The organism is Pseudomonas sp. JL2, from assembly GCF_031570495.1.
Lineage (GTDB): Bacteria > Pseudomonadota > Gammaproteobacteria > Pseudomonadales > Pseudomonadaceae > Aquipseudomonas > Aquipseudomonas rhizophila.
On sequence record NZ_JAKUDH010000012.1, the window covers coordinates 1 to 15916 of the forward strand.

13 protein-coding genes and 1 pseudogene are annotated in these 15916 nt (G+C 60.5%); 5 read left to right on the top strand and 9 right to left on the bottom strand.

Annotated features, from left to right (window positions below; all coding sequences use genetic code 11):
- Positions 1–87 precede the first annotated feature (87 nt).
- Positions 88–873 carry a methyl-accepting chemotaxis protein gene (locus MKS85_RS28990; protein ID WP_371517439.1) on the bottom strand — a complete coding sequence of 262 codons (786 nt, stop codon included), beginning with the start codon at positions 871–873 and terminating at the stop codon, positions 88–90.
- A gap of 117 nt (positions 874–990) precedes the next feature.
- Positions 991–2016, bottom strand: a pseudogene (locus tag MKS85_RS28995) (cache domain-containing protein); the annotation flags it as partial.
- Between the two features lie 203 nt (positions 2017–2219).
- On the opposite strand from MKS85_RS28995, the gene MKS85_RS16325 reads away from it, so the two are divergent.
- From MKS85_RS16325 to MKS85_RS16335, 3 genes are all read left to right on the top strand, one after another.
- Positions 2220–2720 carry a sigma-70 family RNA polymerase sigma factor gene (locus MKS85_RS16325; RefSeq protein WP_047230328.1) on the top strand — a complete coding sequence of 167 codons (501 nt, stop codon included), beginning with the start codon at positions 2220–2222 and terminating at the stop codon, positions 2718–2720.
- A complete protein-coding gene (locus tag MKS85_RS16330; RefSeq protein ID WP_188251845.1) occupies positions 2710–3711 on the top strand; it encodes a FecR domain-containing protein in 1002 nt (333 codons plus the stop codon). Before MKS85_RS16325 ends, MKS85_RS16330 begins: the two co-directional genes overlap by 11 nt.
- Positions 3712–3797: 86 nt before the next feature.
- On the top strand, positions 3798–6302 hold the full coding sequence (locus tag MKS85_RS16335; RefSeq protein ID WP_188251846.1) for a TonB-dependent siderophore receptor: 2505 nt from the start codon (positions 3798–3800) through the stop codon (positions 6300–6302).
- Positions 6303–6455: 153 nt separating this feature from the next.
- Here MKS85_RS16335 and MKS85_RS16340 read toward each other — a convergent pair whose 3' ends face one another.
- Positions 6456–7529: a fatty acid desaturase gene (locus MKS85_RS16340; RefSeq protein ID WP_188251847.1), complete on the bottom strand. Its 1074-nt coding sequence runs from the start codon at positions 7527–7529 to the stop codon at positions 6456–6458.
- 100 nt (positions 7530–7629) lie between these two features.
- Between MKS85_RS16340 and MKS85_RS16345 the strand changes: the two genes are divergently transcribed.
- On the top strand, positions 7630–8634 hold the full coding sequence (locus MKS85_RS16345; protein WP_047230303.1) for an AraC family transcriptional regulator: 1005 nt from the start codon (positions 7630–7632) through the stop codon (positions 8632–8634).
- A gap of 95 nt (positions 8635–8729) precedes the next feature.
- Here the strand turns inward: MKS85_RS16345 and MKS85_RS16350 are convergent, their stop codons facing one another.
- From MKS85_RS16350 to MKS85_RS16360, 3 genes are all read right to left on the bottom strand, one after another.
- Positions 8730–9968 carry a type II toxin-antitoxin system HipA family toxin gene (locus MKS85_RS16350; protein WP_139048642.1) on the bottom strand — a complete coding sequence of 413 codons (1239 nt, stop codon included), beginning with the start codon at positions 9966–9968 and terminating at the stop codon, positions 8730–8732.
- Positions 9961–10209: a helix-turn-helix domain-containing protein gene (locus tag MKS85_RS16355; protein WP_139048643.1), complete on the bottom strand. Its 249-nt coding sequence runs from the start codon at positions 10207–10209 to the stop codon at positions 9961–9963. The genes MKS85_RS16350 and MKS85_RS16355 overlap by 8 nt, the downstream gene beginning before the upstream one ends.
- A gap of 121 nt (positions 10210–10330) precedes the next feature.
- On the bottom strand, positions 10331–11017 hold the full coding sequence (locus MKS85_RS16360; RefSeq protein WP_188251849.1) for a Crp/Fnr family transcriptional regulator: 687 nt from the start codon (positions 11015–11017) through the stop codon (positions 10331–10333).
- An 87-nt stretch (positions 11018–11104) separates the two neighbouring features.
- On the opposite strand from MKS85_RS16360, the gene MKS85_RS16365 reads away from it, so the two are divergent.
- Complete coding sequence (locus MKS85_RS16365) at positions 11105–11629, top strand: DUF962 domain-containing protein (protein WP_047230305.1); 525 nt, start codon at positions 11105–11107, stop codon at positions 11627–11629.
- A 51-nt stretch (positions 11630–11680) separates the two neighbouring features.
- On the opposite strand, the gene MKS85_RS16370 is transcribed toward MKS85_RS16365, so the two are convergent.
- Genes MKS85_RS16370 through MKS85_RS16380 form a run of 3 tightly spaced genes read right to left on the bottom strand, consistent with a single transcriptional unit; the run spans position 11681 to position 15772 of the window.
- Positions 11681–13903 (bottom strand): GMC oxidoreductase, encoded by a 2223-nt coding sequence (locus tag MKS85_RS16370; RefSeq protein WP_188251850.1) that lies wholly within the window; start codon positions 13901–13903, stop codon positions 11681–11683.
- A complete protein-coding gene (locus MKS85_RS16375) occupies positions 13900–14412 on the bottom strand; it encodes a sorbitol dehydrogenase (protein WP_188251851.1) in 513 nt (170 codons plus the stop codon). The genes MKS85_RS16370 and MKS85_RS16375 overlap by 4 nt, the downstream gene beginning before the upstream one ends.
- Positions 14402–15772, bottom strand: coding sequence for a cytochrome C (locus MKS85_RS16380; RefSeq protein WP_188251852.1), 1371 nt, complete (start codon positions 15770–15772; stop codon positions 14402–14404). The genes MKS85_RS16375 and MKS85_RS16380 overlap by 11 nt, the downstream gene beginning before the upstream one ends.
- Positions 15773–15916 lie beyond the last annotated feature (144 nt).

A 15916-nucleotide genomic window follows, 5' to 3' on the forward strand; every position in this document is an offset into this window, starting at 1 on the left:
GCAAGATCCAGTCACACCGCCAATCCCCTGTGGGAGCGAGCCTGCTCGCGATGGCGGCAGCACGGTTGGCGGTGAGGTCGGCTGAGATCAGATCTTGAAGCTGTCCACCAACTGCTTCAGCCGATTGGCCTGTTGCGACAGGGCATCGCAATCCTTCAGGGTTTCATTGAGGTTGGCGACGCTTTGCTGGTTCAGCAGGTTGATGTGGCTGACATCCATGTTGAGGGTTTCCACCACGGCGGTCTGTTCTTCGGTGGCCGCGGCCACCGACTGGTTCATGCCGTCGATTTCACCGATGCGCTGCGTCACGCTGACCAGCCGCAGACCCGCCTGGTTGGCCACTTCCACGCTTTCTTCGCTGGAAAGCTGGCTGGCGTTCATCGTCGTCACCGCTTCACGGGAACCGACCTGGAGCGAGGTGATCATCTTGTGGATTTCTTCCGCCGACTCCTGGGTGCGGTGCGCCAGGTTGCGCACTTCATCGGCCACCACCGCAAACCCGCGCCCGGCTTCACCGGCACGGGCCGCTTCAATGGCAGCGTTCAGCGCCAGCAGGTTGGTTTGCTGAGAGATACCCTTGATCACGTCCAGGATGTGCCCGATGTTGTCGGTACTGGCGTTCAGGGTTTCGATCTGGGTGCACGAGAGGCTGATCTTCTGTGACAGCTCGGTCATGGCCTGGATGGTTTTTTCCACCACCTGGCGTCCGTCATCGGCTTGTTCGCTGGCACCGCTGGCCTGTTGCGAGGCGTCGGCGGCATTGCGGGCGATTTCCTGGGTCGCGGCGCCCAACTGGTTGATGGCCGCCGCCACGCTGTTGGTGCGGGCGCTCTGTTCGTCGGAGCCAATGAGCGAGGCATTGGACGAAGTCATCACCCGCTGCGACAGGTCATGCACTTGCCGAGTGGCGGAAGACACCTCCGAGATCGACGCGTGAATCCGCTCCACGAATTGGTTGAACGAGCTGCCCAGCTCACCGAACTCATCCTTGCCCTGTACCACCAGACGCCGGGTCAGGTCGCCTTCACCTTGGGCGATGTCCTGCATGGCGCGCCCCATGGTGGTCAATGGACGCATCAACACCTGGATCAACAGGCTCAGCAACAACGCAATGGCCGCCACCGCCACAAACATCGCAATCAGCGCCGAGGTACGGAAATGGCTCAGCGGTGCGTAGGCCTTGTCTTTGTCGATCGACAGACCGATGTACCACTGGGTATTCGGCAGGCCTGCGACGGGGGTAAACGAAAGAATGCGGTCCTGCCCATTGAGCTCAACCTCCTGGATACCTTTCTCGATGCGCACTGGCGTACCGGGGTAGATGTCCTTGAGGTTCTTCATCACCTGGTCTTTGTCCGGGCTGACGATGACCTGGCCGTCGCCGCTGACCAGAAACCCATGGCCGATGCCGCCGAAATCCACGGAGTTGATGATTTTCACCAGGGTTTCCAGGCTCAGGTCGCCTCCCACCACACCGAGCAACTCACCGTTGTGCTTCACCGGCAGGGCGATGGTCACCACCAGGCCGCCGACCGCAGCCAGGTAGGGCGGGGTCAGCATGGTTTGATCGATGGTGACTGCCTGTTTGTACCAGGGGCGCTGGCGCGGGTCGTAGCCGTCGGGCATTTTTGCGTCAGGGCGCTGGGTGAAGACGCCGTTGGCCTGACCCACGTAAGTGAACTGGAAATTCGACGTCAGCGCCGGCTGATCCACCAGCCCCGGCAGATCGGCACCCGCGCCCTGGTGCGCAATATTCTGCGCCAGGTTTTCCAGCACCAGCACCCGGCCGCTCATCCAGTTCTGGACGCTGCTGGCCGTCAGGTCGCCGGACTGCTGGATGGAGGATTCGAGACTGCTGCCAATGGTTTTTCGTTGCAGGTAGTCGTTGTAGAGCGTGAACAGGGCAAAAGCCAGAACGACCACACCAGAGGCGGCCAGAAGGATTTTATGGCTGAACTTCAGATTCATCGACAGGCTTCTTATGCAGGGAGTGGGGGTGCATTCCGGTTGCAGCATTCATGTCACAGCGCGGGCAGACTTGTGATCTGCTCCACTTTGGTGCACGCATATAACGCTGTCGGCAAAAGTTAAAAAAATATGAGCCCTTTAAACAAATGGGCGACGGAAGGACACGGTGCGTCGAACGGTGGTTGCAAATTCACTGACCCCTGATGACAATGCGACCTATTATCATTTGCGACATCCAGGCCTTCGCGTTCATGTCATCTCCCGAGTTTGCAGTACAGACGCTCTACAGCAACCATCACGGCTGGCTTCACACATGGCTGCGCAGCCGCTTGGGCAATGCTGCCGACGCAGCGGACCTGGCCCAGGACACCTTCGTGCGCCTGCTGCAACGCACCGAACGCCTGGAGCTCAAGTCGCCCCGCGCCTTTCTACGCACCATCGCCCAAGGCCTGGTGATCGATCATTGGCGCCGGGAAGAAATCGAACGCGCTTACCTGGAATCCATCGCCCACCTGCCACCCGCCCAAGCCCCCGACACCGAAGCCCAGGCCTTGATCCTGGAGCTGCTGGAAGCCATCGCCAGAATGCTCGAGGGCCTGAAGCCGAAAGTGCGCAGGGCATTTCTGCTGGCCCAGTGCGAAGGCCTGACGTACAAGCAGATTGCCGAGCAGATGGGCATTTCCTTGCGCTCGGTGGAACGATACGTCGCCGATGCGCTGTATCACTGCTATGTGTTGCGCTATGAAAGCTGAGCCTGTGGATAACGTGTTGAATCGACGCAGCGGCCCATCCCAACAGGTAGTCAGGCAAGCGATCAACTGGCTGCTGCGCCTGCGCAACCATGCTGCCAATCCGGCCTTGCGCCAACAATGCGAGGTCTGGCGCGCCGCCCATCACGAACACGAATTGGCCTGGCAGCGGGTGCAAGCGCTGCACAGTGAGTTGACCTCGAACCTGCGGGCGGTCCCCGGCGCCCACGTCGCTCTCGACACCCTGGAAAACAGCGCCCAGCGACTCGGTCGGCGCCAGGCCTTGAAACTGTTGTCGGGGGTGGCGCTGATAGGCTCCGCCGCCTGGCTGGGCAAGGACCTGGGCTGGCAGCCGTGGAGCGCGGATTTCGCCACTGCCACCGGCGAACATCGAGGTTTCCAGTTGCCCGACGGTACGCGGCTTGAACTGAACACTGACAGCGCCGCCGACCTGGACTACACGACCGAGCATCGCCTGATCAGCCTGACGCGAGGTGAAATCATGCTCACCTGTGGTCGCGATCCCGCGCGGCCGCTTCTGGTGCGCAGCCGACATGGCCTGTTCGAAGGGCTGGACGGGCGCTTCGTGGTGCGGCAGGACAATGCCTGCACACGCCTGAGCGTCACCCGTGGCAGGGTCGCGATCCTTTCGCACCGTGGCGCCGATGGTGCTGCGCTACAGGTGAGCGCCGGGCAAAGCTATCTGCTCAGCTCATCGACAGCGACCATGGCGCCGCCGCTGGATATGGACGTCGGCGCCTGGGCGGAGGGTTTGCTCGTGACGCGCAACATGCGTCTGGAGGACTTCCTCAACGAGGTAGGACGTTACCGCCAGGGCTATCTGAAATGCGCCGCGTCGATTGCGGACCTGCGCTTGTCAGGCGTTTTCCGCCTGGAAGACACCGACAGGTTGCTGGCCGTCCTGCCGCGCACGCTCCCCGTTCAATTACGCTATCGAACTCGTTGGTGGGTCACGGTGCAGGAATCGGTCTGATTTTTTTTGGCGGGTTTTGCGCGCAAGTCCGGCTAGGACAGTAAGCAACGCTTATCTGCCCTTAGCGACTCCAACGGAAACCCACAATGACTGAGCGCGTAAACCTCAACACCCCCTTTGGCTGCTCCTCGCAAACAGGCCTGTTGCGCCATGCCATCCGTGCTGCACTGTTCTGCACGGTGTTGAGTGCGGGCGCCCTGCCGATGTTCGCCGTCGCGGCGCAAGACGGTGTCACCACCGCGCGCCAGAGCTACAACATTGCCGCCGGCCCCCTGAGCGATGTGCTGAACCAGTTCGCTCGTCAGGCCGGCATCACCCTGGCAAGCACTCCGCAGCAGACGAGCGGTATCCAGTCCCCGGGACTGCACGGCGAGTATTCGACGGACCAGGCCCTGAGCCATCTGCTCAGCGCTTCAGGCCTGACCGCCGTCAGCCCGGATGGCAGCAGCTATGTGCTGCAAGCCGAGGCCTCGGGCGGCACGTTGGCGCTGCCGACCACCGACATCAAGGGGTTTGCCCTGGGTAACGCGTTGGGCAGCATGGCGGGCTACAACGCCACCCACAGCCAGGTCGCCACCAAGACCAGTACCGCCCTGCGGGAAACCTCGCAAAGCGTCTCCGTGGTCACCCGCGAGCAAATGGACGACCAAGGCGCGCAAACCGTCTCCCAGGCCATGCGCTACACCCCAGGGGTATTGACCAACCCCTACGGCGCGACCCATCGCTACGACTACGTGGCGATGCGCGGCTTCAACGATGGCTCGGTGGACAACATCTACCTCGACGGCCTCAAGTCCATGGGCGACAGCGGCACCTACAGTTCCATGCAAGTCGACCCGTACTTCCTTGAGCGGGTCGACATTCTCAAAGGCCCGTCCTCGGTGCTCTACGGGCGTAGCTCGCCCGGCGGCCTGGTGGCACTCACCAGCAAGAAACCGCTGTACGAGGCCTATCACCAAATCCAGGCCACGGTCGGCACCCAGGGCCAACGCGGCATGGGCTTCGACTTTACCGGGCCGGTGGATGATGACAAACGCATCGCCTATCGCCTGGTGGGGCTGGCGGATACGTCCGACACGCAGTTCGACCACACCAAGGAAAAGCGCTTTGCCCTCGCCCCCACGGTGAGCATCGACTTTACCGAAGACACGTCGCTGACGCTTCAGGCCTACCTGCAGCACGACCCCGACGGTGGTTATCACGGCGGCATGCCGGCCGACGGCACCTTGCATCAGCGCAACGGCAAGCGTATCTCGGAAAATTTCTTCGAAGGCGAGCCGGGCGTCGATGGCTATGAACGTGATCAGCAGTCGCTCGGCTACCAGTTCGAACACCGTTTCAACGATGTCTTCACCGCCCGGCAGAACTTCCGTTACCTGGACTCCCAAGTCACCAATGATCAGGTCTACGCCTACGGCTGGACCACGCCGACCAGCAACGAGCTGAACCGCTACTACACCGGTGCCGAAGAAAAACTGCATTCGTTCATCGTCGACAACATGCTGCAGGCTGAATTTTTCAGCGGGGCGACCAAGCACACCGTGTTGATGGGCGCCGACTATCAGCGGCGCAAGACCGTGGTGGATTGGACCAGCGGCAGCCTGGCCCCGATCAACGCCTTCGACCCGGTCTATGGCAACTCGGCTATCACCTACTTCAGCCCCACCAGCTACCTGCGACGCCTGGAACAGACCGGTGTCTACCTGCAAGACCTGATCGAGATGGATAAATGGCGTTTCTCCCTGGGCCTGCGTCAGGACTGGGTGAAAACCTCGGATGAAAACCGCATCGCTGAGTTCGGCCGCCCGGAAGGCACCGAGATCAACGACAAACGCAGCAAGCTCACAGGCCGCGCCGGGGCGCTGTACCTGTTCGACAACGGCCTGGCGCCGTACGTCAGCTACTCCGAGTCGTTCAACCCCAACTCCTACGCCGACAGCGCCGGCAACCCGCTGTCGCCGACCGATGGCAAGCAATGGGAACTGGGCCTGAAGTATCAGCCACCGGGTACGGATGACCTGTACACCGCCTCGCTGTTCCGCATCGACCAGGAGAACCTGGCGACCAAACTGCCCCAGGAAAACTTCTACCGCGCCGTCGGTGCCGTTCGCTCCCAGGGCCTGGAACTGGAAGCGCACCTGCAACTGACCGAGCAGTTCAAAGTGCTGGGCAGCTACACCTTCACCGATATCGAATATTCGAAATCGATGATCAGCACGTTGAGCACCACCACCGACATCATCGAAAACAAAGGCAACTCACCGACCCAGGCCCCACGCCACATGGCTTCGGTGTGGGCGGACTACAAGTTCGACAGCGGCGCGCTCGATGGCCTACGACTGGGCGGTGGCGTACGTTATGTCGGCTACAGCTGGGCCGATGCGGAAAACACCATGAAGGTGCCGTCCTATACGCTGTTCGATGCGTCGGTGGGGTATGACCTGGGCAAGGTCGGCTTGAAAGGTGTGGACGTGCGCCTGAACGCAAACAACCTGACCAACGAAACCTACGTCGCCTCCTGCGCCAGCCTGAGCTACTGCTACCTGGGCGAAGAACGCAACGTGGCGGCTACGGTGAGTTACCAGTTCTGACCCGTTCTCTTTGGTAACTCATTCTCTGTGGCGAGGGAGCTTGCTCCCGCTGGACGCGAAGCGGCCCTGTTTTTTTTGGGGCTGCTGCGCAACCCAGCGGGAGCAAGCTCCCTCGCCACAAGGTTCGGTTTTTACTTCTCGAACCTGTTTGCGTCAAACCCGCACCGCATCCCCTTCCTCCCGCACCACACCCTCTTCCCGCACAAACCGGTTCGCCCGCCCAAACGTGCCGAAATCATTGAACCGCACGCCCATCTCACGCATCACTTTGTGGGCCACCGGCACCGTCATCTGGCGGATGTAGAACGGCTCTTTGACCACGAAATGATGGACCCCGTGGCTACTGCCGAAGTTGAAGCAGAACGCCTGCAATGGCCACAGCCACCAGGGGTTGAGCACCTGGGTTTGCTGGATGACATTGCCCGGCTCGATGTCGCCGTAGTAATGCATGTTCGAGCTGATGAAATGCAGGCAAAAGGTGCGCAGCACGTTCGGGCCGATGATCACCACCGCTGCGATATCGATCACGTGCATCACTACCAGCGTGGTTGCCGACCAATCAATCGACGTGCCAAGCAGATAGGCGACAGCGTTGGCCCCATGGAAACCGAGAAACACGTACCACGCGCCCCAGTGCAACAGCGCCAGCGGGAAATACACCTTCAGCGTGCGCTTGAGGATGCTGCGCTTGTGCGCCCAGGTCTTGGCCCGCAGCAGGCGAATGAAGGCCGACATCACGTTGTCGCCCACCATCAGCAAGCGCGCCAGCCCCCAGGGCTCGCCATTGGTAATGGCCCGCTCTTCCAGGTCGGCCTCGCTGCCGGACACTTTGTGATGATTGAGGTGCAAATGGCGGCGGATCCACGGGTTGATGGTGCTGGGCCGCGCCAGCCAGACCAGGCCCATCATCAGGTTGTGGGGTACGCGTTGCTTGCGAAAATACATGCTGTGAATCAGGTCGTGTTCCAGCTCGTGGGTCAGTGAAGCGAAAAAAGCGTTGAGCAGCAGGCATGCCCAACCGGCCAGGTGACCGTTGATGTAGAGCAGCGCCGAACCGACCATCCCGGCCAGGGCGAACGCCAGGATGCCCGCGCCCAACGCATCCTGATGACGCAGGATCGGGTAGCGCTGGCGCAGTTCTTCGCCTCGGGCCAAGACCACCTGGCGAATATGGGCCGATCGCTGTTGTGCATTCAATCGCTCGGGGCTTGCGCAAGTGCCGTGCATGGCTTACATCCTCTTCTATCGATGTGCTCATCCTGCCGGGCGATGCCCCCTAGGGTGGTAGCCGTAAACGCCAACCTGTTGACCGCAAGCGCCAATCGCCATGACTGAACCCACCTCCCTCGCCAGTTGGACCCGCGCCCTGCGCAAACAGCTTGATGCGTTGGGCCTGGACAGCCATGCCCTGTGCCTGGAGGCCGGGCTCGATCCGCAGTTGATGGACGACCCGAATGCCCGTTATCCGCTCTCGGCCACCACGCGCCTGTGGGAACTGGCCGTGCAGGCCAGCGGTGATCCGGCGATCGGCCTGCGGGTTTCGCGCTTCGTCAGTCCCACCACGTTCCACGCTCTGGGTTATGCCCTGGTGGCCAGCGGCAGTTTGCGAGAAGTGTTTGAGCGAATCGTGCGTTATCACCCGGTGGTCAGCGATGCGTTGATGCTGCAACTGAGCCGCTGCGAAGACCGATACCGCTTCACGCTCGACGTGCCCCAGGGCCGGGCGACGCCGGCCTTTGAAGCCATCGATGCGTTCGCCGCGATTTACGTGCGCACGTGTCGCAACCGACTGGGCCGCGACTACGCGCCGCTGGCGGTGTACTTGCGGCGCCCGGAACCGACGGACCCCGGCCCCTGGCATAAAGTGTTCCGTTCACCTGTGTATTTCGGCGCCGAGCAAGATTGCCTGGAATTCAGCCTCGTCGATTTCGACAGCCACCTGGACGACGCCAATCCGGAGCTGGCTGAACACAACGAGACGGTACTCAAGCGCACCCTCGCCCAGCTCCAGCCGCTGACCTGGGAGCGCAAGGTGCGAGCCGCTATCGAGGCCCAACTGCCCGAAGGCGAACCCAGCGCCGAGCGCATCGCCCAGGCCATGCACCTGAGCCTGCGCAGCCTGCAACGGCATTTGGCCGATGAAGGCTGCCGCTTCGACACGCTGCTTAACGAATGTCGGGAAAACCTGGCACTGCTGCACCTGCGCGACCCACAGTGCTCACTGAGTGAAGTCGGCTATCTCCTGGGTTTTGCCGATGCCAGCAGCTTCAGCCGGGCGTTCAAGCGCTGGACCGGAATGACCCCGGGGCAGTTTCGGGACGGGTTGCGCTAGGGGTTTGCGTTGGCTGGGCCGGCCCTATCGCGAGCAGGCTCGCTCCCACATTTGATCTGTGGCATACACAAATCCCTGTTCGAGAAGGCGATGGGTCAGTCGATGCCGGGCTTGAGGCTGCGAGCGAGCCCAGCCGTCCATACTTCGATCATTGCTTCGCCGGTCGCCCTGAACTGTTGATTAGCGCCCATATAACGGCGCATCTCGGCCATGGCAAGGTCCATCCCATGAATGACCTGCTCTATCAGTTCCTTGCAACGCTTTTCGGTCAGGTTGCAGGCCGATCGACCGAATTGCATGAGCATCTTGTGTTTGGGCCAGGCTTTTGAGCCGCCCAGCAACAGCGCCATGTTGTCGTTGCGGATATACACCGCAGTGGTGACGATGTCATAGGCTGGCGCGAGCCGGATGGTCGCATCAACGCCGCAATGCCCATACAGCACACCGAAATTTTTCAGATGCGCGTCGCCATTTTTCAGGCCCGCCGAGAGGGCAACGATTTTGAACAGAGACTCCAGTGCCTGATTGAGCAAGTGCGGCGAGACAAATGCCTTGATCTGTCGAGCCGCCCCTTCATAGGAACCGTCATATTTGGTCCTGGACGGAGAGCCGTTGAGTACACAGAAGTCCTCAAAGCCCAGATACTCCCCGGTATCCGCCATATCAAAGCGTTTGATGATTAGAAATTTGCCGCGCTCACTCAGCTCGAACTCCGGTACCTCAAGCCCCGCGTGCAGCGCAGCTCGCATGCAAAAAAATTCATTCGCCGCCAGTTCCGGAAATTCGTCAGCCCGAAATGCCTTGATCAAATGCGTGGCGCCCCGGTGGGTCAAGCGATCAACTGTCGATGCACTGTCACGTACCAGCACCTTGGGTTGTACCCCGGAAACCCCCGAATACTGTCCATAGGTGTGCAGTAAATCGTCGAACAAACCTTCAGCCCCGTCGTGCACCAGCAAATCCGCCAGGCTGGTTTCGGGTGGTACAGCTTCTGCCCGCAAAGGACCGATGCCAACGCGCCCCAATTGATGAGGCCCCACAATGGCAAGCATGGCGAAGTCGTCAAATCCGCGCACCGCCTTGCTGAAGCGACGAACCAACTCATCACGCAAAGCACCTTCCGGCAAGTTCATTTCAAAGATCGGCAGGACCCCTGATTCCCAGGTGTAGCTTTCAAGACGCACGGGCATGGTCAACGAGACAGACTGCTCCTCACTCGTGGTTGCGGCATAAGTAAACACGGAGTTACTGCGCTGTTGGCCTCGTCCCAGAATGCCAACAGGCGTTTCGCCGACGCAGACCTGCAACCTGTCCAGACCTTGCTCGTCAGCCATGGAAAGAGTCCTTTTTCAGGGAGTCGAGCGTAGGACGCTTCGGTGGACGGGCAACAGCTGTCAGCTCATAACCGAAGCCATTGAGGATCGCTTCGACCTTGCGGATCCCGACTTCAGCAATCGTATTGTTTTCGATGCCCGAGATCGTGGCACGGCTCATGCCGTATTGCGCGGCCAATGCATGTTGAGAGAGGTTATGTTCCTTGCGCAGTCTCCTGAGCAATGGGCCAAGGGTTTCCATCATTGTCTCCGCATTGTATACAGTGCAATATTGTCATAAACACATAATTTGCACTGCATTTAATTCAAATACAACACCAGCGTAGCCTATTCACATATCCTGTGGAGGCTTCAGGTCGGCTTCAGATTGTGGTCAACGCCCGAAGCCGCTCGATATCCAGGATTTCAATCTCACCATAAGCCAACTGCACAATGCCCTGGGCCTGAAGGTCCTTGAGGATCTGGTTGGTGGTCTGGCGCGACAGTGAGAGCATGAGCGCCAGTTGCTCCTGGGGCAGTTGCAAGACCCGTCGCGCCGGTTCGATTTCGCCGTAGCCTTCGGCGATCATCAGCAGGCGATTGGCAACACGTACCGGGGCGGGCATCAGGCTCAGGTGTTCGAGATTGATGAAGGTCAGGCGCAGTTTGTGGCTCATCAGCCGCGCAATATCTCGCCAATAGACCGGATGTGCTTGCAGAAACGCCATCAACGGCGCCTGAGGCAAGTGCAGCAAGGTGCACTGGCCCACGCTCACCGCGTCATGGGTGCGCGGCTGGCCATCGAACAGGCAGATTTCACCAAACCAGTGGGGCGCTTCCACCACACTGAGCAGCGCTTCCTTGCCCTGTTCGTTCACTGCGCCGATCCGTACCGCGCCCTCCAATACGGCGTACATCCCGCAGGGTGGGTCACCGCGCTGAAACAGCCGATGCCCCGGCACCAGGCGGCGCACCCGCGACATGCCCAACAGACTATTCTGTAACTCAGCGGGCAAGTGGCTGTACCAGTGACCGGCCAACAGGTGCGAGTGCCAGGGATGGGTATTCATGGAAACTCCGGGACAAGTGTCGGCTAACTGACAGAACGCCTCGTGGAACCCGGGCATCATGCAGGCATCACCTCAGGAGGAACAACAATGAAAAGCCTCGTTGATCATCTCAGTCAATACGCTGCCTACCACCGCGACCCACGCAACATCGCCACGCACTTCATCGGTATTCCGCTGATTTTCGTCGCCGTCGCCGTACTGCTGTCACGGCCGGGTTGGCCGGTGGGCGCGCTCCTGGTGTCGCCGGCGCTGCTGATAGCGGTAGCCAGTGCCTGGTTCTATCTGCGCCTTGAGTTGCGCCTGGGGGTGCTGATGACGGTACTGCTGGCCCTGGCGCTATGGCTGGGCCAGGTGCTCGCCGCGCAAAGCACCTTGGTGTGGCTGGGAAGTGGCCTGGGGATGTTCGTGGTGGGCTGGGTGATCCAGTTCGTCGGTCACTATTACGAAGGCCGTAAACCGGCGTTCGTCGATGACCTCACCGGGTTGATTGTCGGGCCGCTGTTCGTGGTGGTGGAGGCGGGTTTCCTGCTGGGGCTTCGTGGCGAACTGAAGCGGGCCATTGAAGAACGCGCCGGGCCCGTGGCCTTGCGTCACCAACGCTCGGCCGTCTGAATCTGTGGGAGCAAGGCCTGCTCCCACAAGAGTCAGGCCTTACCGCTCAAGTTACAGCGCACCAAACTCGACCCGTATCGTCAGCGCGCCGGTGTTATCTTTCAAACCAGACCCATGTTGCCCGGTCAGGTCATCGTTGATGCACAGTTGCAGTTCCCCTTGCTGGTCGCCCGGAACCTGCGCCAGATCCCCCACCAGGAACGGCGTTCCATCGTTGCCCACACGACCGATCAAGGCGCCTTCGGCGGCACCGGGCAAGGCATAGCTGCTGTAGTCGATGTGCCGCGAACCGCCCTTTCCATCGACATTGCCGCCCTGCGGGCTGGCACACCATAACCCACTGACGTAGCGAACCACGCGCGGTATCAACCCGTTGATCTGCACTCCAGTGCCCTGCCAGGCGATGTTGGATTGGACCTGCATGGTCACCGCCTTCAGGTCGTTGGCCACGGTGTCCCCGGCCTGGAACGACAGCGCCGCAATCGTCAGGCTCGGGTTCGAGGTGCCCGTGCTGGGGAACACGCCATCGCCCACCAAGAACAGGTTCTTGTGGTCCCAACTGCGCTGGTATTTGTCCACCACCGACTTGGCTGGATCATCGCCCATGCGATAGGTCCCCATCAGGTGTCCGGCGCCCTGGAAGCTGTAATCTTCGCCTTTGTAGTTGAAGGTCCCTTTGCCAATGGGTGCTGTCAGTTCCACGGCGCCGAGCAGGTCCTTGATGATGTGGCTCGCCAGTATCTTCGCCTGCCTGAACCCTTCCTTGGTGTAATCGGACAGGTCGTAGTGGATTTCCGGCCGAAGAATGCCGAGCCCGTCCTTGTAGTTATCCGTCGAGGGCACGATGTAGCTGTTGGACTGGTCGGGATGGTCTTCCACCTGTTCCACCAGGAAGCCGATCCGAAACTGGCGGATGAACAGTTCGTTGAGTTTTTTGATCAGTGCCGTGCCGTAAAGCGCTTCAGTGGGCGGCGCCGGTGTCTCTTTCGCCGGCAATGGATTGGTGCGACTTATGTTCTTCCCGTCGATAAAATCGGCCACGGTGACGTAAGGATCGCCAACCGGCCAGTTCCAGCCTTCATTGCCGATTTCGATGCGCCATGCCGCTCGCTGGCTGCGGAAGGCACCGTCACGCAGGCTCTCGATGCCCGCCGTGGACACCGGGCCACGATATGGGAAAACCGTCTTGCCTTCCGGCATCAGCCCCCACGCCAGGTAAATCGGATGGTCGGACAGGCTGCGTCCCACCTGCCCGCTGCTGTTGGCCACACCTTTGGGCCAGTCCGGGGTTTTGGAGTTGAGCAACAATTTAGGGGTTTCGATGGCATGGGCCGCGATCACGTAACGCTGCCCGATGGCCACACCGTTTCCCGTCTTCGGTCCCTCGCCAAGCTGATATTGAATGAATTCGATGCCATTGATGTTCTTGTCCGGGCCCACGGTCACTTTGCTGGCCACGGTCCGGTACATGACCCGGACCTTGCCGGTGGCCCGGGCCTTGTTCATGGTCACCGTGGCGTCGTACTTGGCCTGGATCGGGCAGATCGGCGTGCAGTTGGTATTGCCGGCACACACCCGGCGCCCGGCGTAGGGCTGGGAATTGCGCCCCGCCGGGGTCGGACTGACCACCAGCGGCAAGCCGTCGAACGTCTGCCCGGTCACGGCGCTGACAAAACTGCCGTCAACCAGTGACAGCGGAATGCTGTGCATCGGGAATGAATAGCCCTCGGGAAAGGTCATGCCCAGATAAGCCTGGTCGGCGACATTGGCCGACACACCGATTTCCGCCTCGGCCCGGCAATAGGCACTTTGCAGATCGTCGTAGCCGATCGGCCAGTCCACTCCGACGCCGTATTTGCTCTTCAGGCGAAAATCATTCGGCACCATGCGCAGGCACGTCCCGACCCAATGCCAGGTCGTCCCGCCGCCCACCCGTTCGTAGGTGCTGTTGAAGGGCAACGGGCCTTTCTGCACCAGGTAACTGATTTCCGGTTTGTCCCACCCCAGGATCAGATCGGCGATGGTTGCCCGTGGGGCATTTTCCTTGGTCGGATCCCGCGGTGTGTCCAGGGTCGATACCGGAGGATAGGGCGACTCCGGGGTTTTCAGGGTCGCCGTGTAGAAGCGCTCCAGATACTGCGTACGATTGGCCGGAATCTCCGGGCCCGATTCGAGCACCAGCACATCCACGCCAGCCATGCCCAACTGATAAGCGATGATGCTGCCGGCCAGCCCCGCACCAACGATGACCACCTCTGCTTGTTCGGTACTCATGACGAAGCTCCTTGCTGCGCGTTGGCGGCTACCCCGGTGTAATCCTCAAGGCTGGGCGGCGTCGTGTTCCAGTAGCCGAAGAACATCTCGCTGTAGCCCATAGGGTGAGCCTGGGCGGCTTTCCAGGCCCATCCATTGATATAAGCCTGGTCGGACACCACCGTCTGCTCATCCTTTTTGAAACTCGCCGCGTCATACGGTTGGTACCAGACGCCCAGCAACCACAGCTTCATGATCGAACGCGCGGCTTTGGCGGTCGGCGTGTCGGCCGGTAGCGCTCCTTCCATCAACACCGCTTGGGCGATCTGATCCGGGGATTGATTGTCCCCCGCCAGGTTGGCGTATTGAGTCAGCAATGTAGTGAGCACATCAGGCGTGATTCTTGGCGTGATGAATTCAAGAAACAGCGGAGGCAAACCCACCTGGTCGATCGCCGGTGCCAATCGCTCAGTGGAAATGCCAGTCAGGACCGATGAAAGGCCTACGAAATTTTCCAGATCACTGCTCATGGTTGACTCCTTGTCCAGTCGTGGACTGCGCGCGTTCGAGCAAATAGGTGAAATCCGCGAAGCTGGTGCGCGGGGATTCGGTGACATGGGTTGCCGCATTGCCATGACACGCCACGCAACTGGAAGACGCTTGGGGCACGGTGCCCTGGATGTAGGTTTCCAGTGTGGCGTTGGCCAGGAACAACGGGGCTGGATTGCCCAGCGGGTTGGCGGCTGATATCTGACAGTTGGGCTGTGGTGCCGACGGCCACTGGGTACTGATCAATTGATAGTTCGCCCAGACGCTCTGTGGGTTGACCGTACGCAACAGGGCTTGATAGGTGGCGTTCAGGGTTTTGGTGGCTTCGGTCAGCGGTATCTCACGCACGATCTGCGAGGGGGTTGCCTTGACCGCCGGGTTCCATGGCCGGGGCGGCGGCTGGTTGATATCGCTTTGGCTGGCAGCGTTGTAGAACAGATAAGGTCCCACCCGCTGGACCGGGGGCGTGGTCTGTTCGGGGACGTTTTTCACATGTTCAAAGGTCGACCAGACCCACTGCGCGGCGCTGTCGGTCTTGTGAACGATGTGCAGTCCCACCAACCCCACCGGTTCGGACTTGCACGACTCCCCGACAATGGGTCCTTTGCTCGGGTCGCTGTTTCCCGGTGTATAGACCAGCGCATCGACGGTGTGAAAATCCTGCGGACGATCATTGGCGCCCAGCACTTTCCACGATGCTTTCACCATCAGCGCGCCGACGTCCTGTGTCTTGGCCGAGCCGCAACTGAAAGCCACGGCGTTGGTCGGGTTTGCGGCAAAAAACTTCTGCTGGCCTTCGATGCTGTACAGACCATTGTCGACAATGGAATTGAACATCGATTGGTTGACCACGATTTCGTTGCGCGTATAGGCCCCGTTCTGATCCACCAGCGGGCCGCTCTCGAAAGGCTGGATAAACTCATCCAGTACATCGGGCACCTTGCCCATCTGCTGCAACAGGCGCCCGGACTTGAGCGACTTGCACGCTTCGGGAATCGTCGCCGGCGCGTCCCAGGCCAACGGCGCCTGACCCTTGGCCCGGAAGATCTGGTAGCTCTCTTTCCAGCTTTCCCACACCGTGGCCCCATCCTGTTTGCCGATGGGAGTGCCGGTATTGGGATTGCCGTTGTCCAGCGCCGGCCAGTTCAAGGCAATGAAGGTCTGCCATGACAGGTCATCGAAATCGCGCTGAAGGCTGGCCAGCGTGGGATGTTCCTCGGCAACCGTGACATCGAAGGGTATCTGCGGTGACAACGAGGGGGTGGCGCTGACGGATGGGCTCAATAAAACGCTTAGCAAGGCACAGCCAAACGGGCCATGCCGACTGACTTCCATTCTCATGCTTTATCTCCTTGGCATCAGGGCGCCAGGAGATAACACCGGTCCGTCATTGGACTCTTACTGCCTCCTGGCAAGTCAGAGTCTAGGTAGGGTTTGGTTCAAGGCCAGGTGCAGAAGTAGAACCGATCGAAGCAAGGCCAAGCG

Excerpts from the sequence above, each read along its gene's own strand:
- MKS85_RS16370 (WP_188251850.1), bottom strand. The coding sequence starts at position 13,903 with ATGAGTACCGAACAAGCAGAGGTGGTCATCGTTGGTGCGGGGCTGGCC.
- MKS85_RS16355 (WP_139048643.1), bottom strand. The coding sequence starts at position 10,209 with ATGGAAACCCTTGGCCCATTGCTCAGGAGACTGCGCAAGGAACATAAC.
- MKS85_RS16340 (WP_188251847.1), bottom strand. The coding sequence starts at position 7,529 with ATGCACGGCACTTGCGCAAGCCCCGAGCGATTGAATGCACAACAGCGA.
- MKS85_RS16325 (WP_047230328.1), top strand. The coding sequence starts at position 2,220 with ATGTCATCTCCCGAGTTTGCAGTACAGACGCTCTACAGCAACCATCAC.
- MKS85_RS16365 (WP_047230305.1), top strand. The coding sequence starts at position 11,105 with ATGAAAAGCCTCGTTGATCATCTCAGTCAATACGCTGCCTACCACCGC.
- MKS85_RS28990 (WP_371517439.1), bottom strand. The coding sequence starts at position 873 with ATGACTTCGTCCAATGCCTCGCTCATTGGCTCCGACGAACAGAGCGCC.
- MKS85_RS16380 (WP_188251852.1), bottom strand. The coding sequence starts at position 15,772 with ATGAGAATGGAAGTCAGTCGGCATGGCCCGTTTGGCTGTGCCTTGCTA.
- MKS85_RS16360 (WP_188251849.1), bottom strand. The coding sequence starts at position 11,017 with ATGAATACCCATCCCTGGCACTCGCACCTGTTGGCCGGTCACTGGTAC.
- MKS85_RS16375 (WP_188251851.1), bottom strand. The coding sequence starts at position 14,412 with ATGAGCAGTGATCTGGAAAATTTCGTAGGCCTTTCATCGGTCCTGACT.
- MKS85_RS16330 (WP_188251845.1), top strand. The coding sequence starts at position 2,710 with ATGAAAGCTGAGCCTGTGGATAACGTGTTGAATCGACGCAGCGGCCCA.
- MKS85_RS16345 (WP_047230303.1), top strand. The coding sequence starts at position 7,630 with ATGACTGAACCCACCTCCCTCGCCAGTTGGACCCGCGCCCTGCGCAAA.
- MKS85_RS16335 (WP_188251846.1), top strand. The coding sequence starts at position 3,798 with ATGACTGAGCGCGTAAACCTCAACACCCCCTTTGGCTGCTCCTCGCAA.
- MKS85_RS16350 (WP_139048642.1), bottom strand. The coding sequence starts at position 9,968 with ATGGCTGACGAGCAAGGTCTGGACAGGTTGCAGGTCTGCGTCGGCGAA.